This is a genomic window from Niallia sp. Sow4_A1 (assembly GCF_052116745.1).
GTDB classification, from domain to species: Bacteria; Bacillota; Bacilli; order Bacillales; family Cytobacillaceae; genus Niallia; species Niallia hominis.
Genome location: NZ_JBQKKM010000002.1, coordinates 87,219 through 108,186 on the forward strand (window position 1 = coordinate 87,219; position 20,968 = coordinate 108,186).

At 36.4% G+C, this 20,968-nt stretch carries 15 protein-coding genes and 1 pseudogene; 15 read left to right on the forward strand and 1 reads right to left on the reverse strand.

The window, feature by feature from the left end; genetic code table 11:
• Positions 1–6: 6 nt before the first annotated feature.
• The 12 genes from ACTQ5K_RS01625 (at position 7) to ACTQ5K_RS01680 (ending at position 15,254) form a co-directional block, all read left to right on the forward strand.
• Positions 7–663: an amino acid ABC transporter permease gene (locus ACTQ5K_RS01625; RefSeq protein ID WP_031539543.1), complete on the forward strand. Its 657-nt coding sequence runs from the start codon at positions 7–9 to the stop codon at positions 661–663.
• The gene (locus ACTQ5K_RS01630) at positions 660–1,382 is read left to right on the forward strand and encodes an amino acid ABC transporter ATP-binding protein (RefSeq protein ID WP_031539545.1); all 723 of its coding nucleotides are present in this window, start codon (positions 660–662) and stop codon (positions 1,380–1,382) included. Before ACTQ5K_RS01625 ends, ACTQ5K_RS01630 begins: the two co-directional genes overlap by 4 nt.
• A 317-nt stretch (positions 1,383–1,699) precedes the next feature.
• Positions 1,700–2,905 (forward strand): amidohydrolase, encoded by a 1,206-nt coding sequence (locus ACTQ5K_RS01635; protein ID WP_031539569.1) that lies wholly within the window; start codon positions 1,700–1,702, stop codon positions 2,903–2,905.
• A gap of 43 nt (positions 2,906–2,948) precedes the next feature.
• Positions 2,949–4,163, forward strand: a complete 1,215-nt coding sequence (locus tag ACTQ5K_RS01640) for a M20 family metallopeptidase (protein ID WP_441993354.1) — start codon at positions 2,949–2,951, stop codon at positions 4,161–4,163.
• A 373-nt stretch (positions 4,164–4,536) separates the two neighbouring features.
• Complete coding sequence (locus tag ACTQ5K_RS01645) at positions 4,537–5,559, forward strand: ABC transporter ATP-binding protein (protein WP_235248897.1); 1,023 nt, start codon at positions 4,537–4,539, stop codon at positions 5,557–5,559.
• The gene (locus ACTQ5K_RS01650; RefSeq protein WP_235248885.1) at positions 5,556–6,566 is read left to right on the forward strand and encodes an ABC transporter ATP-binding protein; all 1,011 of its coding nucleotides are present in this window, start codon (positions 5,556–5,558) and stop codon (positions 6,564–6,566) included. The genes ACTQ5K_RS01645 and ACTQ5K_RS01650 overlap by 4 nt, the downstream gene beginning before the upstream one ends.
• A gap of 15 nt (positions 6,567–6,581) precedes the next feature.
• The gene (locus tag ACTQ5K_RS01655; RefSeq protein WP_031539562.1) at positions 6,582–7,532 is read left to right on the forward strand and encodes an ABC transporter permease; all 951 of its coding nucleotides are present in this window, start codon (positions 6,582–6,584) and stop codon (positions 7,530–7,532) included.
• Between the two features lie 12 nt (positions 7,533–7,544).
• Positions 7,545–8,471, forward strand: coding sequence for an oligopeptide ABC transporter permease (opp4C, locus tag ACTQ5K_RS01660; protein ID WP_031539559.1), 927 nt, complete (start codon positions 7,545–7,547; stop codon positions 8,469–8,471).
• A 49-nt stretch (positions 8,472–8,520) separates the two neighbouring features.
• Positions 8,521–10,140, forward strand: coding sequence for an ABC transporter substrate-binding protein (locus tag ACTQ5K_RS01665; RefSeq protein WP_031539558.1), 1,620 nt, complete (start codon positions 8,521–8,523; stop codon positions 10,138–10,140).
• 519 nt (positions 10,141–10,659) lie between these two features.
• Positions 10,660–12,417, forward strand: a complete 1,758-nt coding sequence (locus ACTQ5K_RS01670; RefSeq protein WP_441993358.1) for an ABC transporter ATP-binding protein — start codon at positions 10,660–10,662, stop codon at positions 12,415–12,417.
• Positions 12,380–14,209: an ABC transporter ATP-binding protein gene (locus tag ACTQ5K_RS01675; protein WP_441993360.1), complete on the forward strand. Its 1,830-nt coding sequence runs from the start codon at positions 12,380–12,382 to the stop codon at positions 14,207–14,209. Before ACTQ5K_RS01670 ends, ACTQ5K_RS01675 begins: the two co-directional genes overlap by 38 nt.
• Before the next feature lie 346 nt (positions 14,210–14,555).
• Positions 14,556–15,254, forward strand: a complete 699-nt coding sequence (locus tag ACTQ5K_RS01680) for a GTP pyrophosphokinase (protein WP_031539551.1) — start codon at positions 14,556–14,558, stop codon at positions 15,252–15,254.
• Positions 15,255–15,810: 556 nt separating this feature from the next.
• Here ACTQ5K_RS01680 and ACTQ5K_RS01685 read toward each other — a convergent pair.
• Positions 15,811–17,088: pseudogene (locus ACTQ5K_RS01685) on the reverse strand (IS110 family transposase).
• 728 nt (positions 17,089–17,816) lie between these two features.
• Between ACTQ5K_RS01685 and ACTQ5K_RS01690 the strand changes: the two are divergent.
• The 3 genes from ACTQ5K_RS01690 to ACTQ5K_RS01700 all read left to right on the forward strand — a co-directional run bounded on the left by ACTQ5K_RS01690 (position 17,817) and on the right by ACTQ5K_RS01700 (position 20,929).
• The gene (locus ACTQ5K_RS01690; RefSeq protein ID WP_031540218.1) at positions 17,817–18,971 is read left to right on the forward strand and encodes a DEAD/DEAH box helicase; all 1,155 of its coding nucleotides are present in this window, start codon (positions 17,817–17,819) and stop codon (positions 18,969–18,971) included.
• Positions 18,972–19,164: 193 nt separating this feature from the next.
• On the forward strand, positions 19,165–19,398 hold the full coding sequence (locus ACTQ5K_RS01695) for a hypothetical protein (RefSeq protein WP_284561467.1): 234 nt from the start codon (positions 19,165–19,167) through the stop codon (positions 19,396–19,398).
• Positions 19,399–19,792: 394 nt separating this feature from the next.
• Positions 19,793–20,929, forward strand: a complete 1,137-nt coding sequence (locus tag ACTQ5K_RS01700) for a GerAB/ArcD/ProY family transporter (protein WP_349204144.1) — start codon at positions 19,793–19,795, stop codon at positions 20,927–20,929.
• Positions 20,930–20,968 lie beyond the last annotated feature (39 nt).

Genomic DNA, 20,968 nt, shown 5'->3' on the forward strand with positions numbered 1-20,968 from the left:
GAAGTAATGGATTTTAATTTCACGATAATTTGGGAATATGCTGATTTATTTAAAAAAGGTATATTAGTAACCATTCAATTATCCTTATATGCAATTGTGTTTGGGACCATTTTAGGATTATTAATTGGTCTTGGTAAAATAGCAAAAAATCAGTGGATTTCCCTTCCGTTTCGCTGCTATATTGCGGTTTTCCGTGGAACGCCCCTTTTTGTACAAATCTTAATTATTCATTTTGGGTTCATCCCGTTATTCTTGAACACTACAAATGCTATGGTAGCAGCAATAGTCGCATTATCGCTAAACGCGGCTGCTTATATTGCAGAGATTTTTCGAGCCGGAATTGAATCTATTGACCGCGGACAGATGGAAGCTGCAAGGTCTTTAGGAATGACCCATGTACAGGCAATGCGCTACATAATCCTGCCACAGTCAGTAAAACGAATGATCCCACCACTTGGCAATGAATTTATCGTTTTGATTAAAGATTCCTCTTTAGCAGCGGTTATAGCTGCACCGGAGTTAATGTATTATGCAAGGCTCATGATGGGGCAATATAATCGAGTTTGGGAGCCATATTTAACAGTAGCTGTTATATACCTAGTTCTAACTTTAACATTAAGCTTCTTCTTAACTCGTTTGGAAAGAAGGTTGAAAACAGAATGATTGTTGTAGATAAATTGAAAAAGTCTTTTGGAAATAATGAAGTATTGAAGGATATTAGTATAACGATTAACCCTCAAGAGGTAGTTGTTATTATTGGCCCTTCTGGATCTGGAAAGTCTACTTTTCTACGTTGTATCAATTTATTAGAGAGTATAACAGATGGGACCATTCACATTAAAGGGAAGAATATTACCGATAAGACAACTAATATTAATGAAGTTCGTAAGGATGTAGGCATGGTATTTCAACAGTTTAATTTATTTCCCCATAAAACGGTTCTGCAAAATATCATGATTTCTCCAATGAAGGTAAAGAAAGTATCGAAGGAAGAGGCCGAGGAAAAGGCACTGGCGTTATTAAAGAAAGTGGGCTTAGAGGATAAAGCAAAAGTATATCCTGATTCCCTTTCAGGTGGACAAAAACAGCGTGTAGCAATTGCAAGAGCTTTAGCGATGGAACCAAGTATTATGTTATTTGATGAGCCTACATCTGCCCTAGATCCAGAAATGGTAGGAGAGGTATTGGAAGTAATGAAGGATCTTGCAAAGGAAGGAATGACAATGATTGTCGTAACACATGAAATGGGATTTGCTAGAGAGGTTGGCGACCGAGTTATTTTTATGGATGGAGGATATATTGTAGAAGAAGATACTCCAGTAAAGCTATTTAGTAATCCTAAGGAAGAGCGAACAATATCCTTCTTAAGTAAAGTCTTATAGGAATTTACGAAAACAACCTTGCAACTCCATTTTCAAAAGGAGTTGCAAGGTTGTTTTTTTATAGAATTTAGGAATGTCATTTCGTCTATAAGAAAAGAAAATTGTAAACGATAACAACCTTTATATAGAAAGATTTGATAAAAATGTAGCAGTTATAAATTTAATTCTGAATATTTCGATGATTAAAAATTCTTATTATACTTTATTGGAAATTACCGTTAATATAAAAGAAATCGAAATGAAGTATTGGTTTAAGCTCCATTTTTTCTTCTCAGGAGGTATGCCTTATTAAGAGCAAAATTATTAGGAGGGGTAGTATGTTAAAAAAATGGCATAGTGAATTAGCGCAGATGTTTGATCAAATGGTTGAATGGAGAAGGCATTTTCACCAGTACCCGGAACTATCTTTCCAAGAGGTGGAAACACCAAGAATGATTGCTGAAATTTTAGAAGGATTCGGTATTGAGGTAAGGAGAAATGTAGGCGGTAGAGGAGTTGTTGGAAAAATCTATGGTGCGAAACCTGGAAAAACAATTGCATTGCGTGCTGATTTTGACGCTCTACCAATTCAAGATGAAAAGGATGTACCATATAAATCAAAGGTCCCTGGTGTCATGCATGCATGTGGGCATGATGGACATACCGCCACCTTATTAGCAGTGGCAAAGGTTCTTCAAGATAATAGAGACAGTATTACAGGAAATATTGTATTGCTTCATCAGCATGCAGAAGAGATGTCGCCAGGTGGAGCAAAGGCGATGATTGAAGATGATTGTTTAAAAGATGTAGATGTTGTTTATGGCTCCCATCTATCTTCTCTAAATGAATTAGGAAAGTACTATTATAAACCAGGCTATTCCCAGGCGGCAGCCGACGCTTTTGAAATTACGATTAAAGGAAAGGGCGGACATGGTTCTGCTCCCCATGAAACGGTGGATGCTATTGCTATCGGTACTGCATTAGTAAGCCAGTTACAATATATTGCTAGTAGACGGGTTGATCCATTAAATCCTGTTGTATTGTCTATAGGTTCCTTCCATGGAGGAAATGCTAAAAATGTAATTGCCGATACTGCGGTGATGACAGGAACTGTAAGAACGCTAGATAAAGATTTGCGTTTATTTATGGAAGAAGAAATTAAATTAATGGCAAATGAAATTTGCGAAAGTATGCAGGCTACTTGTGAGATTAATTATATTAAGGGTTACCCTGCAGTTTATAATCATGAGGAAGAAGTAGAGGTTTTTGAAAAGGTCATTGAAGATTCACTTGATAAGAATATGTTAGTTCGTTCCGTACCAATTATGGGGGCAGAGGATTTCTCCTATTATTTGCTTGAAAAGCCGGGCATGTTTTTTCATACAGGGGCACAGGTAGCAGATGGAAAAGCTTATCCTCACCATCATCCAATGTTCGATTTTGATGAAAGGGCAATGATTAATACTGGAAAAGCGTTCCTAAGTATTGTCGATAATTATGTATCGTCACAGGTGAAAGAAAATCTTGCTGAACCAGTTCGATAAAAAGGCATTTTCGAAAAATAAATGGGATGGGAGCGATTAATAGATGTTAGATAAATGGTACAAAGAAATCGAAGCAATGTATGACCAAATGGTAGAGTGGAGACGATATTTACACGAAAATCCAGAGCTGTCTTTTCAAGAAGTAAATACAAGTAAAATGATTGGTGACTTATTAGAAAGCTTCGGTATTGAGGTCAGACGGAATGTCGGTGGAAACGGAGTTGTCGGCAAAATTTATGGGGCAAAGCCAGGAAAAACGATTGCTTTACGAGCAGACTTTGACGCATTGCCTATTCAGGATGAGAAAGACGTTGATTTTAAATCGAAGGTACCAGGTGTGATGCATGCATGTGGACATGATGGGCATACCGCTACCTTATTAGCTGTAGCGAAGGTTCTACAAGAGAATGCGGATGACTTAGCTGGAAATGTGGTGCTGCTACATCAGCATGCTGAAGAATTGCCGCCAGGGGGAGCCATTGCGATGATTGAAGATGGGTGTTTAGATGGGGTCGATGTTGTTTATGGTGCTCATTTAGCTTCTGGTGCTGAACTAGGAAGTGTTCTTTATGGAATAGGACCTGTTTCAGCTGCAAGTGACGCCTTTGAATTAAAAATCCAAGGAAAAGGTGGACATGGTGCTTCTCCACATCAAACGATTGATTCTGTTGCAGTTGGTGCCCAAATTGCTAATCATTTAAAACATATTGTGAGTAGAAGGGTTAACCCGCAAAAGCCTGCAGTAATTTCGATCGGTTCATTCCATGCAGGAAATGCAGGGAACGTCATAGCAGATACGGCTGAACTAACTGGAACAGTCCGCACATTCGATGAGGATGTTCGGTCCCTGATTGAGGAAGAGATGGAGCAGTTGATTAGTGGTGTATGTAAAGCATTTCATGCAGAATATGCATTTAATTATGCAAAAGGCTATCCATCTACTGTTAATACAGCAGATGAAACGAATATTTTAGAAAAGTGTTTGATCGACGTCTTACCAGAAAGCAAGCTTGTAAAAATAGAAAAACCAGGCATGGGTGGAGAAGATTTTTCTTACTATCTGCAAAATCGTCCTGGATGTTTCTTTTCGGTTGGAGCTCGAAATGAAGAAATTGATGCTGTGTATCCTCATCATCATCCAAAATTCACTTTTGATGAAAGGGCATTGCTTCATACAGCTAAAATATTTTTAAGCTTGGTAGATTATTATACGAATGCAGAAAAGACGGAGGCTTTAGTAAATAGTTCTACTATATAAAACTAGAATTAGATTCTAGCATTCTCTAAGTAGTATGCGCCTATCAGCTAGCAAACTTCTGATCACCTCTTTTGCGTAGTCAACATCAGTTCACTAACGTTCACTGTGTTTCCTTTATCGAAAGAACGTGTTCTTCCAGTTTGTACGCTGATAACCAGGCGCTTACGCTTTACGAAATAACAGGGATTAAGATTCTAAGTTAGAGACCAATCTAGCTCCAGCGCCTATCAGCTAGCAAACTTCTGATCACCTCCCTACGATAAGTCAACATCAGTTCACTAACGTTCACTGTGTTTCCTTTATCTCAGTCGGTGTTCTTCCAGTTTGTACGCTGATAACCAGGCGCTTACGCTTTATATTTAGGAGGGGAAGTATGGGGGAGAATATTTTAGAAGTGGATAAACTGCAAACGGCTTTTCGGACGGATAAGGGAGAGGTTGTGTCGGTAGAAGAGGTTTCATTTCAGCTTCAACCAGGTGAAACCATTGGTATTGTGGGAGAGTCTGGATGTGGTAAAAGTGTAACTTCTTTATCCATTATGAGGTTGCTAGGAAAACATGGATATATCAAAAACGGTTCGATTAATCTGAATGGAAATGATTTAACAAAATTAACAGAAGCAGAAATGCGTAAGGTTAGAGGAAATGAAATATCTATGATTTTTCAAGAACCAATGACCTCTTTAAATCCAGTTTTTACAATTGGTAATCAAATGGTGGAATTGATTCGTTTACATATGGGTTTAAATGCTAAGAAAGCTAAAAGCTATGCGGTAGAAATGCTTAAGAAAGTAGGTATTCCGAGAGCGGAGGTAATTATAGATGAATATCCACATGCGCTTTCTGGAGGAATGCGACAAAGGGTAATGATAGCGATGGCGCTATCTTGTAAACCTAAGCTATTAATTGCAGATGAGCCAACTACTGCATTAGATGTAACGATACAGGCACAGATTCTTGAATTAATGAAAAGCTTAAAAAATGAGTCAGAGACAGCTATTATGATGATTACACATGACTTAGGTGTAATTGCAGAAATGGCAGATAAAGTAATTGTCATGTATGCGGGACAAGTAGTAGAAGAAGCAGATGTCTTTACTCTTTTTGATGAGCCGAAGCATCCTTACACGAAAGGCTTAATCGACTCTATCCCACACCTAGAGTATGATGCTCAGGAAAAGCTATATTCCATTCCCGGTTCTGTTCCAACGTTGCAGCAAATGCCTAAAGGCTGTAGGTTTCACACACGATGTCCTTACGTGACTGAAAAATGCATTGCCGAAAAACCTCCCCATATTAGCATAGACAATAAACGAAATCATAAAGTTCGTTGTTGGCTATATGAGGAAAAACAGCAAGAGAGTATGTCAAATGAAGAGAGGGAGGTTACTGTATGAGCATAGAAACTTTACCTATAAAAGACGGAATATTCAAACAACTACAACCGTTAGTAGAAATTCAAAACCTAAAGAAATACTATCCAATTAAGAAGGGGATTTTATCGAAAACAGTTGGTCATGTCAAAGCGGTGGATGGGCTTAATTTTTCGATTTATCCTGGTGAAACCATTTCCCTTGTCGGGGAGTCTGGTTGTGGGAAATCCACTACAGGAAGAGCAATCGTAAAGCTTGATCCACCGACAGACGGAAAAGTGTTATTTGAAGGAAAGGATATGGCGACAATTCAGCATAAGGAATTAAGAAAAATTAGGACGGAGATGCAAATAATCTTTCAGGATCCCTATTCTTCTCTTAATCCACGTAAGCGAATAGGCGATTTATTGGCAGAACCATTAATTGCCCATCGACTTGCCACGAAAGAAGAGGCAAACAAAAAGGTAGACCAAATACTTGAAATAGTAGGATTAACTAAATTTCATAAAAGTAGATATCCTCATGAATTTTCTGGTGGTCAAAGACAAAGGGTTGGCATTGCTAGAGCGCTTATGCTAAATCCGAAATTGATTGTTTGTGATGAACCAGTGTCAGCATTGGACGTTTCTATTCAAGCACAGGTGTTAAATCTATTAAAAGATTTGCAAAAGGAATTTAACTTAACCTATTTATTTATCGCGCATGGATTAGGAGCAGTTAAATATATAAGTGATCGAATAGCTGTTATGTATCTAGGAAAAATCGTTGAAATTGGAAAAACAGAAGAAATCTTTAAAAATCCCAAGCACCCCTATACGAAAGTATTGTTAAGTGCTTATCCTATTCCTAATCCCCATCTTCGAAATAGAGAAAGGATTGTCGTGGAAGGAGATGTTCCAAGTCCAGCAAATCCACCAAAGGGCTGTAGATTTCATACAAGATGTCCAATGGCTCAAGCTATTTGTAAGGAGAAGGAGCCGCTATTGAATGCTACAGATCATTCAGTCGCCTGCCATTTTCCACTAAATTAAAGGAGGGAGATTTGATTGTTTCAATATATTATTAGGAGATTATTAATTGCCATTCCAGTGTTGCTGGGAGTAACTGTTTTTAACTTTTTCATTATTAACCTAGCTCCAGGTAACCCTGTGGATATGTATATTAATCCAGATACAACCCAGGCAGATATCGATGCGAAGAAAGAAGCATTGGGACTTAATGATCCTATTTACATTCAGTACTTTAGATGGCTCGGAAATCTTCTTCAAGGAGATTTTGGATTTTCTTATACCACGTATGAACCAGTATTGGACTTAGTGCTAAATAGAGTTGGGCCAACCTTACTTCTTATGAGCACTGCCTTAATTATTGCTTATATCATTGCCATTCCAATTGGAATCTTAAGTGCCACCAAGCAGTATTCGTGGATTGATTATTTAACAACTACCTTTTCCTTTTTAGGTGTATCTATTCCTAACTTTTTCTTAGGATTAGGAAGTATTTATGTTTTTGCTCTCGTTTTAAATATTTTACCTACAGGTGGGATGTTTACACTTGGTAGCAACGGTGGATTTGCTGATACATTATTTCACCTTATTATGCCAGCAGCTATATTAGGGACTGCCATTGCAGGAAGTACAGTCCGTTATGTAAGAAGTAGCATGCTAGAAGTATTGGGGCAGGATTATTTGCGGACTGCTCGAGCGAAGGGATTAAAGGAATTTATCGTTACCAACAAACATGGATTAAAAAATGCGCTTATTCCTATTATTACTATTATTGGGATGGAGATACCGATTTTAATTGGTGGGGCAGTAGTAACAGAGCAAATTTTTCAATGGCCTGGTTTAGGTCAATTAACGATTCAGTCCATTTCATCACGGGACTATCCAACATTAATGGCGATAAATTTTATCGCAGCACTTGCTGTACTCTTCTCTAATTTGATTACTGATATTTTATATGCTGTTGTGGATCCAAGAATAAAGTATAACTAAGGGGGAGTGAACATGAGTATTCCTAATGTGAAAATGGATACGGATTTACCAGTAAATAATGTGGTGATTCCTGTTCAAGAACAGTTGGGGAATGAAGAAAGCTACCTGAAACTAATTACAAAGCGTTTTTTTAAACATAAGCTAGCAGTTGGTGGGCTGATTATTTTTTCATTAATGGTTTTGATTGCAGTCTTTGCTCCAGTAATTGCACCACATAATCCATATTCGGTAGATGGAGAATTTGCGGCACCTCCTTCTGCTGTGAATATCCTTGGTACAGATGAAGTGGGCAGAGATTTGTTTAGTCGCCTATTATATGCTGCTAGAGTTTCCTTATCAGTAGGAGTAGGGGCAGTTGCAATCTATGTTGCCATTGGTACCATTCTAGGAGCGATTGCAGGATACTTTGGAAAATGGGTAGACATGGTCATCATGCGTATTACAGATATATTTATGTCATTTCCGTATTTAATGGTTATTTTAGTCCTTGTAAGCATAATGGGACCTAGTCTTTTTAACGTTATTTTGGTATTAGGCTTGCTTGGTTGGCCGTCAATCGCCAGATTAGTAAGAGGGTGTGTACTAACAATTAAAGAAATGGATTATGTAAAAGCGGGGGTTGCCCTAGGCTATTCAACGCCTAAAATTGTATTTCAGCATATTCTACCAAACTGTATTGCACCTATTTTAGTAAATGCTACATTTGGTATTGCTTCTGCCATTATTATGGAAGCTTCCCTTAGTTTTCTTGGAATGGGCGTTCAGCCTCCAACAGCAAGCTGGGGAAATATGTTAAACGAAGCTCAATCTATTACAGTACTAGCAACGCAGCCCTGGTTATGGATTCCTCCTGGAGTAATGATATTACTTGCCGTTTTATCTATTAACTTTATGGGAGATGGATTAAGGGATGCAATGGATCCGAAGAGCCTTAAATAATGGAGTTTGTTATTTACTAACATTATAGAAAATAGACGGGGGAAAAATCATGAAAAAATTTAAAACAATATTTAGCATGTTTTCCATTGTGATATTATTGTTGCTTTCAGCATGTGCTGGTGCAAATAATACAGCATCAACAAGTGGAGGGTCAAAAGAAAATACGATGTATCTCGGCCTAGTAAATGCTCCAGTAAGCTTTAATCCAATAAACTCTTCTGATATTGCAGCAGCATGGTTAGAAAAGTTTATGTTTGATACTTTCCTAGAAATGACGGCACCATTAGAATTCACACCAAAACTAGCAGAATCGTTTGAGACAGAGGATAATCAAACATTTACAATAAAGATTAATAAGGATGCAAATTGGTCAGATGGCACGCCAGTTACCTCAGCAGACGTTGCCTTTACTTTGAATTTAGTTGCCAATCCAAAGACTGAAACAGCTGTTGGAGCTTATTTAACCCAATTAGACGGGTTAACGGTAAATGGAAAACTTCCAGACGGTGTAACAGAAATACCTTCTTTAACGATTGTTGACGATAAGACAATTCAATTTAAAACAAAGGAACCTGTTGATCCGAATATGGTAAAAGAACAGTTAGGATCAAAATTTATGATTCTACCAGAACATATACTAAAGGACGTAGCACCAGAAAATTTACAAAAAGATCCTTTCATGATGAGTCCAACTGTAACCAATGGACCTTTCAAATTTGTTAAGTATGCGAAAGATCAGTATATCGAATATGCGAAAAATGATGACTACTATTTAGGAGAAGTAGAATTAGATAAATTATTCGTGAAAATCATGCCAGCTGCAAACCTTGTAGCCCAATTACAAACAGGGGAGATTCATATGAATGCAGCCGGAGGTATCGGGAAAATAGCAGTTCAAGATTTTGAAACAGTAGAAGGCTTTGATAATGTAACCACAAAAACAGAGAAAACGTATGGATATCAAAACATGAGTTTTAATATGGATACAATGTCAGACCAAAAAGTGAGACAGGCAATTGCATATGCAATCGACCGTCAAAAGATTGTTGATCAATTGCTGAAAGGGGAAGGAGAAATTATAGACGGACCTTATACGTCTATCAGTCCATACCTGAATAAAGATCTAGAAACATACACATATGATCCAGAAAAGGCGAAGCAACTATTAGAAGAAGCCGGATGGGATTTCGATAAGACGATTGAATTCGTTGTACCAATCGGAAATAAAGTACGTGAGCAATCAGCAAATATTATTGCAGAAAATCTAAAAGCGGTTGGCTTAAAGCTTAATACGACAACGTATGATTTCCCAACTATTATGTCAAAAGCGAAAGCTGGAGATTATGATTTAATGTTAATTGGTTTTACTAATACAATTGATCCAGATTTAACTACGATATATGGTTCAAGTGGATCAAGCAACTACACGATGTATAACAATCCAAAGGTAGACGAATTACTTGAAAAAGGAAAACAAGAACCAGATACAGAAAAACGTAAACAGATTTATAATGAACTTCAAGAAATTTGGAGTGAAGAACTGCCAATCTTTACATTATATTCTGACTATGACTTTGCAGCAGTATCGAAAGATGTAGCATTTGGAGGACCAAAGATTTTCGGTTTCCATAATGAACTATATAAATGGTCATTGACAGGTGCAAACTAATAAAAAAAGAACGACTGAGCCTATTTTGGCAACGTCGTTCTTTTTTTAGTGAGTAGGGGGATTGCTAGTGATAAGTGTTTAAGTGTAGAAAGGAAAAGAGAGAGCGGCTCTCTAAGCCCGAAAGCGAGAGAAAAGGAGTGACAAGGTAACAGAGAGCCACTCTCTAATCCCTCTTCTTTAAATAAACAATCAAAAGAGTAACAGATAAAAATTCTACATCTTGTTTCAGAATAGATACCGTAATGAGTGGTAACAAAAGTATCTGTAACTGGATAATTATAATCTGATTGCGTGTGGAGACGTCACCAATAAAATAAAACAATGTCTTTCTAGCACAATCTAACGAAAAATTCCCCCTAAATACTCCCGAAATCTTCTTCTGAAGGATGAAAATTAGTGTTTTCTAACTGACTAAAAAGAGGTATGATAAAAATAATGTTTAGTAAACCTAAAGAAATTTCATCGATGGTTGGAAAGGACGGATATTTCAACCAATCAGGACAAAGGCTGGAGGGAATAATGTCAAAAATATTTGGTAGACTTCGAGTATATAAACTAAGTATAACAATTGCTCTTTTTCTTATGTTAACAGAGCTTGCAGTAGAATTAGTTCAACCATTAATCATGGCAAAAATTATTGATGATGGATTGGCTCATCAAGATACAAAAGTTGTCCTAATTTGGGGAGGGCTGCTAATTGTATTTTCCCTTGTAGCCTTTGCTGCGGGAATCATAAATACGTTTTATTCTTCCCATGTTTGTCAGAATTTTGGCTATAGTCTTCGGAATGAGCTATATCAAATCATTCAATATTTTACCTTTTCAAGTAGTAATGTTTTTGCAAGCTCCTCTTTGATTACGAGATTAACTAATGATATTACCCAATTACAAAACACCATATTTATGGGATTGCGATTTTTATTAAGGGCACCACTTTTAATTGTAGGCGGAATCGTTATGTCCTTTCTAGTTAATGTAGAGCTGGCACTAATTCTGGCAGTGACCATTCCATTAATCGTGATTATGTTTATTTGGGTAATCAAAATAGGGAGAAAGCTTTTTCAATCTGTCCAAAAGAAGTTGGATCATGTTAATAGTGTCATGCTTGAAAATTTAACAGCTGTCCGATTGATTCGTGCTTATATACGGAAGCAATTCGAAAGAAATCGTTTTACACAAACAAGTGAAGAGCTAAAAAATCTTACACAAAGAGCATTAAGAATCATGGAAACAACGGTACCGCTTTTACTTTTTGCAATGAATTTATGTATTATTGCGATACTTTGGATTGGTTCTGGGCAAATAAATACTGGTGAAGCTCAGATTGGGGAGGTAGTCGCGGTTATTAACTACACATTAAGGATAACTTCTTCTATTTCTGTAGTCAGTATGTTAGTAATGGTTATCTCCCGCTCAAAGGCTTCAGCAGATCGTATTCAAGAGATTATTGATATAGAAGAAAAGGATACGGATAATCCGGAAGGAAATAGGAAATCAAAAATTAAAGGAAAAATTAATTTTCAACATGTATCCTTTTGTTATCCTTCTAATAGAAAAAACACCATTGGAAATTTGCAATTTACCATTCAGCCAAAAGAAAGAATTGCGATATTAGGAGCGACAGGATCAGGGAAGACAACACTTTTCCAATTGATTCCCAGACTGTATGAACCAACAGAAGGAACGATCTTAATTGATGATAAACGGATCGATTCCTACTCATTAAATGCGCTAAGAAAGCAAATAGGCTATGTACCACAGGAATCGATGCTCTTTACTGGGACGATTAAGGAAAATATTATGTGGGGAAATCCCAATGCTACCTTTGAAGAGGTGGTGCAAGCTGCAAAGGATGCCCAAATACATGAAACGATTATGTTAATGCCTAATACATACGATACGAGAATTGGGCAAAAGGGAGTTAATTTATCGGGTGGACAAAAACAGCGTCTTTCGATTGCGAGGGCACTTGTCAGAAAACCAAGTATTCTTCTTTTAGATGACAGTACAAGTGCTTTAGATTTGAAGACAGAAAAAAAACTGCTTGATGCAGTCGCCTCTTATCAATGCACACTTCTGCTTATTACCCAGAAAGTATCTACTGCTATGAAGGCAGATCGGGTGATGCTAATAGAAAATGGGGAAATTGTAAGCTTTGCTCCCCATGATCAATTATATAAAACAAACAAGCTTTACCAAAAAATAGTCCAATCACAGTTAGGGGAAGGAGAGTGGGAGAATGCAAAAGGAACTAACCGATCCATTTCACTATCCTAAACCTGATATAAAGCCAGATGCTACAGTTGTTAAAAAAGGAAAAAAACCAAAGAATATGGGGAAAACCTTATATCGGTTATGGGGATATCTTGCCCAAAAAAAAGGGTTGCTGATTCTTGTTTTAGTGATGGTTGCACTAAGCTGTGCATTAGGTTTATTGGGACCATATGTATTAGGAATGTCTATTGACCATTTTATTGTAAATAGAAATTTAGACGGATTTACAGGAATGCTATTATTTCTTGGCTGTATTTATTTTCTTAATTCCATTGCATTATTTTTACAAAGCTATTGGATGATTGGAATATCACAAACAACTGTTTTTCAGCTAAGAGCAAATTTATTTCATCAATTTCATGAATTACCGATAAGTTATTTTGACAAAAAACAGCATGGGGAACTAATGAGCCGTGTTACCAATGATATTGAAAACGTAAGCTCCACCTTAAATAGCTCTGTTATTCAAATCTTTTCTAGTATAATCACTTTAATCGGGACCGTAGTGGTGATGTTTATACTAAGCCCGTTGTTAACGGTTCTGACTTTAATAATTGTTCCAGTAATGTTTTTGGGGATGAAATGGATAACAAGCAGAACGAGTGTGTTATTTAAGGAGCAGCAAAAGAACTTAGGTGACTTAAATGGATTTATCGAGGAATCTATTTCTGGTCAAAAAATCATAAAAACATTTTCCCTAGAGAAAAAAATGATTAATGATATGAAAGAAAAAAGTGATAAACTTAAGAATTCTGCTTTTTGGGCACAAGTATATTCAGGATTTATTCCAAAGCTAATGAATATGTTAAATAATGCTAGCTATGCGATTATTGTTGGAGTTGGCGGGCTGTTAGCACTGAAGTCAGGTGCTGTATCAATTGGAGTAATTGTTATTTTCGTAGAATATTCAAGACAATTCACTCGGCCATTGAATGATTTATCTAACCAATTTAATACTTTACTATCTGCAATTGCTGGTGCGGAAAGAGTATTTGAGGTATTAGATGAGGAAAGAGAAGAAGAAGATGAGAAAACGGCAAGCGAAATAAAAGAGACAAAGGGAGAAGTTCAATTCAAGCAAGTTTCCTTTTCTTATGAGACAGATAAGGAAATATTGAAGGATATTAACTTTAAAGTAAATCCTGGCGAGACAATCGCTTTTGTTGGACCAACAGGAGCAGGAAAAACTACGATTATCCAGCTTATTACGAGATTTTATGATGCAACAACTGGAAGTATATTGGTGGATGGTCATGATATAACAAAAATAAAAAGAGAAAGCCTCCGTTCACATATGGGATTTGTCCTTCAGGATAATTATTTATTTGAAGGAACGATACGGGAAAATATTCGATACGGCAGACTGAACGCAACCGATAAGGAAGTCGAGGATGCAGCAAAAATGGCGAATGCTCATGGCTTTATTGAACATCTCCCAGATGGGTATGATACGATTCTTTCTGCAAATGGAAATGGAATAAGTCAGGGGCAAAAACAATTGTTATCGATATCACGAGCAATCCTTGCTGATCCGTCCATTCTTATTCTCGATGAAGCCACAAGCAGTATTGATACCATTACAGAAGTGAAAATACAAGAGGCTTTAAAGCGCTTGATGAAAGGGAAAACTAGTTTTGTTGTTGCCCATCGGCTTAATACGATTAAACACGCAGATATGATCCTTGTCTTAGATAAGGGAATGATTATCGAAAAAGGTTCTCATGATGAATTATTGAAAACAAGAGGATTTTATTATGAACTACATCAAAATCAGTTTTCAGAAGCAGCAGAATAGTATTTTTATAAACGGAATTTTTATCTAATACACCGGTTGGTCAGTAAGGCTATTAAGCTTATTGAACAGTATTTCCCTTTCTTAATGTCTTGTATATAAAGGTTCAAGGGAGTACTGTTTCTTTTTTAATAAAAAATAGTATTGGATATAAATGATATTTGACTGACCGGTCATTTTGGTTTACTATATAAATATATTCGGTGCAAGTCAACACCCGAAAATAGCTCGAATTATATAAAGGTGGATGTTGAAAATGAAAACTATTGACCAAATTATTGAGTTTTTAAAGAGTATCGGAGTAGACGCAGAAAAGGTTTATCGGAATCCAAAGGAGACTTACTAGTAGATGGAAAGCGTAAAACACCTCAAAACATATATGGAAGATAATCATTTTGATTTAAATGAATTATCAAATGAACTAAATGAATGGAAAAATAGCTTAATCATATACAACTTTGCTCTAGACGAGATAAATACGAAATTAAAAATTATAAATGAAGAATTTCAATTTATTCATAATCATAATCCGATTGAACATATAAAATCGCGCATTAAGGATCCAAGAGGAATCATGCAGAAGTTACATCGGAAAGGACATGCAATTTCAATTGAAAACGCGAAGAAATATATACACGATATTGCTGGAGTCCGTATTACATGTTCATTTATATCGGACATTTATGAAGTTTTTAACATTATAGAAAAACAGAATGATATTAAGGTCCTACAGGTGAAGGATTATATAAAAAATCCAAAAGCCAATGGCTATAAAAGCTTACATTTAATCATCAGTATTCCTGTATTCTTAAGTACTGGTATGCAAGAAGTATGTGTCGAAATTCAAATTAGAACAATCGCGATGGATTTCTGGGCAAGCCTAGAGCATAAAATCTATTATAAATTTGATAAAGATGTTCCTAGACATTTGCTTAATGAATTAAAGGAAGCAGCAGATGCAGCACATGAATTAGATGTGAAAATGAAGAAAATTAAAGACCGAGTCGATATTTTTCAAACTGTTGGTAAACAACAAACGTTAATATAAGTTGAGGGAGGCTGGGACAAAACTAAAAAACTAATCTTTAAAGACGAATAATCTCTAAAGTAGCTTTTAAATAAAGCTACTTTCTCATGATGGTTTTCAATGTTTTTAAATCTAGATAAGTGTAAAAACTAAGTCGTTCCATTGCGCTACGGACGCACGATGCGCCGGGGAGGAAGCTAAGCCTCCCTCTAGAAATGTTGGAATATCAACCTTTAAAGCCTTTTTATGGCTAGTGAAAAATATTTTTCAATCATTAACTTGTTAAGGATTTCTAAAAATTCAAGAACTTGTAAGAAGATACTTACGCTTCGCTAGAGCTAATTGGAAATCATTAACTCTATCGTGCTTATGTGATGCACATTGGATCTCTGCAAAACTTATGAAGACTAACCCTCCCATGTCTCTTGGCATCTAGTGCGTACATTCCTTCGTTCGGTCTTTACATAAGGCAGAGGCTGGCGATGCTCCTCGAGGGACTCTTGGTCTTATGGCTCAAATAGTGCCGGCTTCTCCGTGTCATCCTTTTGTTTAGATTCTTAAACTACTAAGAAGTAGCTCAAGCTGCCTCTTGGAGACAATGGAGGTCTGTCATCATAAGACTTGCATTAAAATGCACATGTTTTACACACAAAGCATATAGGATTTTAAGTAGTTTCCCACTTAATACTACCATGGCTTCTTTCTTTTTCAGTGGATTGACAGTACGAGTTGTATAGTACTGATATAGAGATTTAAATGCTATGTTATGTTGAATCAAAGGAAGAATAACTCTATATAATATAGCTCTGAGTTTCCTTCTACCCCTTTTTGAGATTTTCTTATGGCCTTTATGTTTGCCAGAAGAGTTTTCCCTTAGTGTGAGTCCCGCTAATTTAATTAGTTGGCGTGGATGCTCATATTGGCTAAGAGAGCCAGTCTCAGAGAGTAATTCAACTGCTGTATTTTCACCTAGACCAGGAATAGATAAAATATACTCGTAGTCGATCAATTGTTGAGCTAGTTCAGTTAATCTTAATGATAAGACTTCTAATTGTTTTGAAAGAGCTTTGAATTGAGTAAGCAAAGTTTCTATCTCAAATCGTGCCATTTCTAATCCTTCTTTTAATCCGATGGACTTGGTGGTTAGTACTTTTAACTTTTGAATCTTAGAAACAGAAAGACATTTTAGTCCTTCTACGTTTTTGTAAAGCTGAATCAGTTCTTCCTCACTCTTCCCATCAAAATCCATTGGTAATGGTGTCATTTCAAGCACTGCGCAAGCGTTCTTCCCAAAACTTTTGAATAGGTGCTGAAACTCAGGGAAATAAAGATCTATCCAACGAATCATACGGTTTTTAATTGATGTAATATCTTCTTGTAATTTAGATCGCAGACTCGCTCCATTACGAAGTTCTGCTTCTACTCCAGTAAGTATTCGAGAAAAAGTAAACCGTCCGTCACGTATTAAGCTAGCGATAACGCGAGCGTCTTTTTTGTCATTTTTGGTTTAAAGGTTATCATCTAATTCTTTCGTTCTATTAACGTGCATTGGATTTACCATTACATATCGGATATCCTGCTCAACCAGATAGGCAGCTAAGTTCATCCAATAATGCCCCGTGGGTTCAAATCCAACGATAACCTCTGATTTTTGGTGGCAAGATTGTAAAGACTCTATTTTTTTAACTAGCTGTTCAAAACCATCTTCTGATTGATAAAAGGGAAATGATTTCTCTAATACACGACCGCGATCGTCTACCGCACATGCAAAATGTTTCTGCTTGGCAATATCGATACCAATGACCAAAGTTTTTTCAGAAACTTGATTAATTTTGTGATTAATATTACTATTCATTATATGTCCTCCTGTTTGGTGATGAGTTTCGATTGGTAAGTTGATACTCAAGCATCATACAAGAGGACTTTTTATTTTGCAAGACCCCATTAGGATTCTAAACAGGAATGCTCCTCGCTGCGAGGGCACTGAAAAAGTCTAGTTCTCCAAATAAAATGAGGTTTTATTTATTTGAAAGCGAATAATAAGTTGGTTTGGAGAGGTGTCCGCTCGACTCCTACGGGAGATGCGAGAAAGTCCGAGACCCTGCAGGAGCGTAGCGACGAAGCGGCTCGGCGCTCGCCCCGTGGAAAGCGAGCGGTAAGCCTTGGAAAACAAAAGCCTACACTAAGTTAGAATGGTTTGGTAATTACCGATTCACCAGGTAATTCACTTTTTCAGTGGCCTCCTCGCTGCGCTGCGGGGTCTCAGCCTTTCCTCTATTTCCCGCAGGAGTCGAGCATCCTCCGCTCCATTACACTTCGTTTTTTAAACCTTTTTTAAAACAATAAACACGAATTTTCATGCAAATTAATTACATAACAGTTCGAGTTTATTGTTGAATGAAATGCTTATGTCCCAGCCCCTTTTTTATTGAGGGTGATCCAAAGTAAGCGTACCCCCATCAAAAATATATATTACCTCAATAAAAAAGGTTTCATATCAATTTTTCAGTAAATAATTTATAATAAGAAGACATATTTTAAAGTTAGATGCAATTCGTCTAACTTTTTTAAAAGGAGAACGAAATGAAAGAACAGCAATTTTGGAATACATTTAAACCATTTATACAGCAGAACTGGGAGAAAGCGAATTTTAAACACGCGACATCTATCCAAGCACAATCCATACCACTTATATTGGAGGGAAAAGATGTAATTGCTGAATCCCCAACAGGAACGGGAAAAACACTAGCTTATTTATTGCCAGTTATAAATAAAATTGATACGGACTCAAAGAATATCCAGGCGATTTGTCTTGCTTCTTCTCAAGAGCTTGTTATGCAAATTTTGGCAGAAGTACAAAAATGGGGAGAGGGTAGCGGTATTCGTTCGGCTTCGTTTATTGGTGGAGCCAATGTAAAAAGACAATTAGAAAAGCTGAAAAAACACCCTCATCTTGTTATTTGTACACCTGGAAGAGCGTTAGAGCTGATTAAACAGAAAAAATTGAAAATGCACGAAGTAAAAACAGTTGTACTAGATGAAGCGGACCAATTATTGGTATCAGAGCATATTGAATCTGTCCGACAAATTGTAAAAGCCACTTTAAAAGATAGACAAGTTGTCTTATTCTCTGCAACCTTACCAAAACATACAGAAGATATTGCCAAGGAACTTGTTCAAGATGCAGAAATTATCCGTGTGAAAAAAGATAAGGTGATTGATGCAGCAGAAGTGGAGCATATTTATTTTCAAGCAGAATATCGAGATAAGGTAAAACTTTTAGAGCCAATCTCTCGTTTGAACAATGCGAAAATTCTTGTGTTCGTAAAAGATATTGGCAATTTAAATGTAATTCATGAAAAATTGACCTATAAAAATATTCAAACGAGTATTTTGCATTCTGATTTGAATAAGATGGAGCGTCAGAAATCATTAAAAGATTTCCGAGATGGAAAGCGTAATATGCTGCTAGCAACAGATGTGGCAGCTAGAGGGCTTGATATTCAAAATATCACGCATGTGGTCCATTATGATTTAGCTACTGATCAGACACAGTATATTCATCGTTCCGGTAGAACGGGGAGATTTGGTGCATCAGGAGTGGTAGTTAGCTTAGTTACAGAAAGAGAAGAAAGAGAACTGAAGCAAATGGCTAAAAAGCTAAACTTAAGATTATCACGTAAAAGCTTTTATCATGGGGAAATCATTGATTATCAAATGAGAGAAAAAAAGAAATAATACCATTTCAATATAAAGCTGTCATTAATCCAAAAAATTGGGTAGATGACAGCTTTTTTATTTGGCAAAAGGGTAAGGGGTGGCAAGCCTAAACAGACTAATCTTAGATAAAAAATGAAAAATTAGGCATAAAAATGGAGAAATTTCACAAGATAATACCATTAATAAACAAAGCACTTAAAGGAAGGGTTAAATGGTAACTTTTGCTTATCTATTAATATTTACATCTATGGGTATTTTGACCGTTGGCTTAGATATTATTGTGTTTCATGAAGGGTTTATGAAATGTTTTAAAAAAATTTATGAGGCGGAAGTTGGGGCAGGTGCAATTACAATTGTATTTACTGCAATATTTGGCTTCGTTTGGTCTGTCATTGTGGATTTTCGTTTATGGAAAAATAAAAAAAGGGAAAGCAGAAGATACTAGGATGAACATTATCTAATTATTTGAGTGTATTTGCTAAAAGATTCTGTTTTGTTCAAAGTATTCAGGCTAATTCGGTAAGGTAACAGTCTAATAAATAGAAGCAAGGTAGATTTATTGGAAGTACGAATCCTATCCCAACAAAAAGAGACATCGAAGGAAGAGGAAATTCTGAAAAAACCGACTGATGGAAGGATCACTTGATCTAGATTAAGAGACCACTTTTAAATAGCGGATTAATTTTTAGTGTGCTTTCACTCTTAGAAGAAGGGTACAACTACACAGTCTTGGAAAGCAAACTTAGAACATCACAAGGTATATATAAGTACATGTTTTTTAATTGTATACATAAGGAACCAAGGCGCTTGCGCTTTTCTAAAAGGAAGTGTGTAACAGCATGTTAAAAGAAAATATTTCGTTAACTCAATTGGCTGCAGTAATTTTTAATTTCCAAATTGGTAGTACGATTGTCATTGGCCTTGGATTAAAAGCGAAGGAGGATGCATGGATTGTTCTTCTGATTGCTTTAGGGTTAGGCATAATTATTACCATGTTTTTTATTTATATGATGACTTTGGCACCGGGGAAAAATTTATTTGAGATGTTTGAGTATTGTTTTACGCGGCCAGTTGCCATTGGCCTCAGTTTTGTTTATGCCACTTACTTTTTTTACTATAGTTGTCGTATTATTAGGGACTTTGGAGAGTTAATTGCAAGTACGGTACTTCCTATAACACCAATTGAAGTATCGACAATCATGCTTGTCATTGTGATGGGATATATTATGTATATGGGATTGGAAGTTCTTGCTAGAACTGCAGAGATCTTTACTCCATATGCCTTTATCTTTATCCTACTTTTATTTATTTTTTTGTATGCAGGCAATAACTTCGATTTTTCCAATATTCGACCAATATTAAAGGATGGGTTTAAGCCACTATGGAGTATTATTTTTCCCTATGAAATTGTTCGACCCTATGGCCAATTGATTATTCTAACCTACATATTGAGCAATGTTTCAAATGCCAAATACAGCAAGAAAATAATTATTTATAGTGTACTTATATCAAGCCTTTTATTGCTGGTAACGTCGATGATGATTGTTTTGTCTCTAGGACATGATATTGCCTTGCGCTCCAATTTTGCATTATTGAGTGCTGCCCGGCTTGTATCAATTGGCAATTTTTTGCAGCGGATAGATGCAATTGTTGTTTTCTGTATGATGCTAGGAACACTCGTGAAAAGCTGTATCTATATTTATGGGGGATTAAAGGCTTTGGAATATATTTTTAATCAAACATTTCGATATTTTGCCTTTCCAATGGTATGCGTGGTTGGTGTTTTTACAACCTTAATTGCTCGGAATTATTCCGATCATATGAATGAAGGGTTGCAGTCTAATCCTTACCTACTACATATTCCTCTGCAATTTGGCTTACCATCACTAATGGTGCTTATTATGATGATTAAGCATTGGAACAAATCTAATACTAGGAAAAAGGTTAATAGAGATTATAGCGAACACGGTTCATAAAAAGTGCGATTGATTATAAAGAAGATACCATTTCGGATG

What these genes read in the sequence shown, in the direction of transcription:
- ACTQ5K_RS01625 (WP_031539543.1), top strand. Translation starts at nt 7, where the DNA reads ATGGATTTTAATTTCACGATAATTTGGGAATATGCTGATTTATTTAAA.
- ACTQ5K_RS01630 (WP_031539545.1), top strand. Translation starts at nt 660, where the DNA reads ATGATTGTTGTAGATAAATTGAAAAAGTCTTTTGGAAATAATGAAGTA.
- ACTQ5K_RS01635 (WP_031539569.1), top strand. Translation starts at nt 1,700, where the DNA reads ATGTTAAAAAAATGGCATAGTGAATTAGCGCAGATGTTTGATCAAATG.
- ACTQ5K_RS01640 (WP_441993354.1), top strand. Translation starts at nt 2,949, where the DNA reads ATGTTAGATAAATGGTACAAAGAAATCGAAGCAATGTATGACCAAATG.
- ACTQ5K_RS01645 (WP_235248897.1), top strand. Translation starts at nt 4,537, where the DNA reads ATGGGGGAGAATATTTTAGAAGTGGATAAACTGCAAACGGCTTTTCGG.
- ACTQ5K_RS01650 (WP_235248885.1), top strand. Translation starts at nt 5,556, where the DNA reads ATGAGCATAGAAACTTTACCTATAAAAGACGGAATATTCAAACAACTA.
- opp4C (WP_031539559.1), top strand. Translation starts at nt 7,545, where the DNA reads ATGAGTATTCCTAATGTGAAAATGGATACGGATTTACCAGTAAATAAT.
- ACTQ5K_RS01665 (WP_031539558.1), top strand. Translation starts at nt 8,521, where the DNA reads ATGAAAAAATTTAAAACAATATTTAGCATGTTTTCCATTGTGATATTA.
- ACTQ5K_RS01670 (WP_441993358.1), top strand. Translation starts at nt 10,660, where the DNA reads ATGTCAAAAATATTTGGTAGACTTCGAGTATATAAACTAAGTATAACA.
- ACTQ5K_RS01675 (WP_441993360.1), top strand. Translation starts at nt 12,380, where the DNA reads ATGCAAAAGGAACTAACCGATCCATTTCACTATCCTAAACCTGATATA.
- ACTQ5K_RS01680 (WP_031539551.1), top strand. Translation starts at nt 14,556, where the DNA reads ATGGAAAGCGTAAAACACCTCAAAACATATATGGAAGATAATCATTTT.
- ACTQ5K_RS01690 (WP_031540218.1), top strand. Translation starts at nt 17,817, where the DNA reads ATGAAAGAACAGCAATTTTGGAATACATTTAAACCATTTATACAGCAG.
- ACTQ5K_RS01695 (WP_284561467.1), top strand. Translation starts at nt 19,165, where the DNA reads ATGGTAACTTTTGCTTATCTATTAATATTTACATCTATGGGTATTTTG.
- ACTQ5K_RS01700 (WP_349204144.1), top strand. Translation starts at nt 19,793, where the DNA reads ATGTTAAAAGAAAATATTTCGTTAACTCAATTGGCTGCAGTAATTTTT.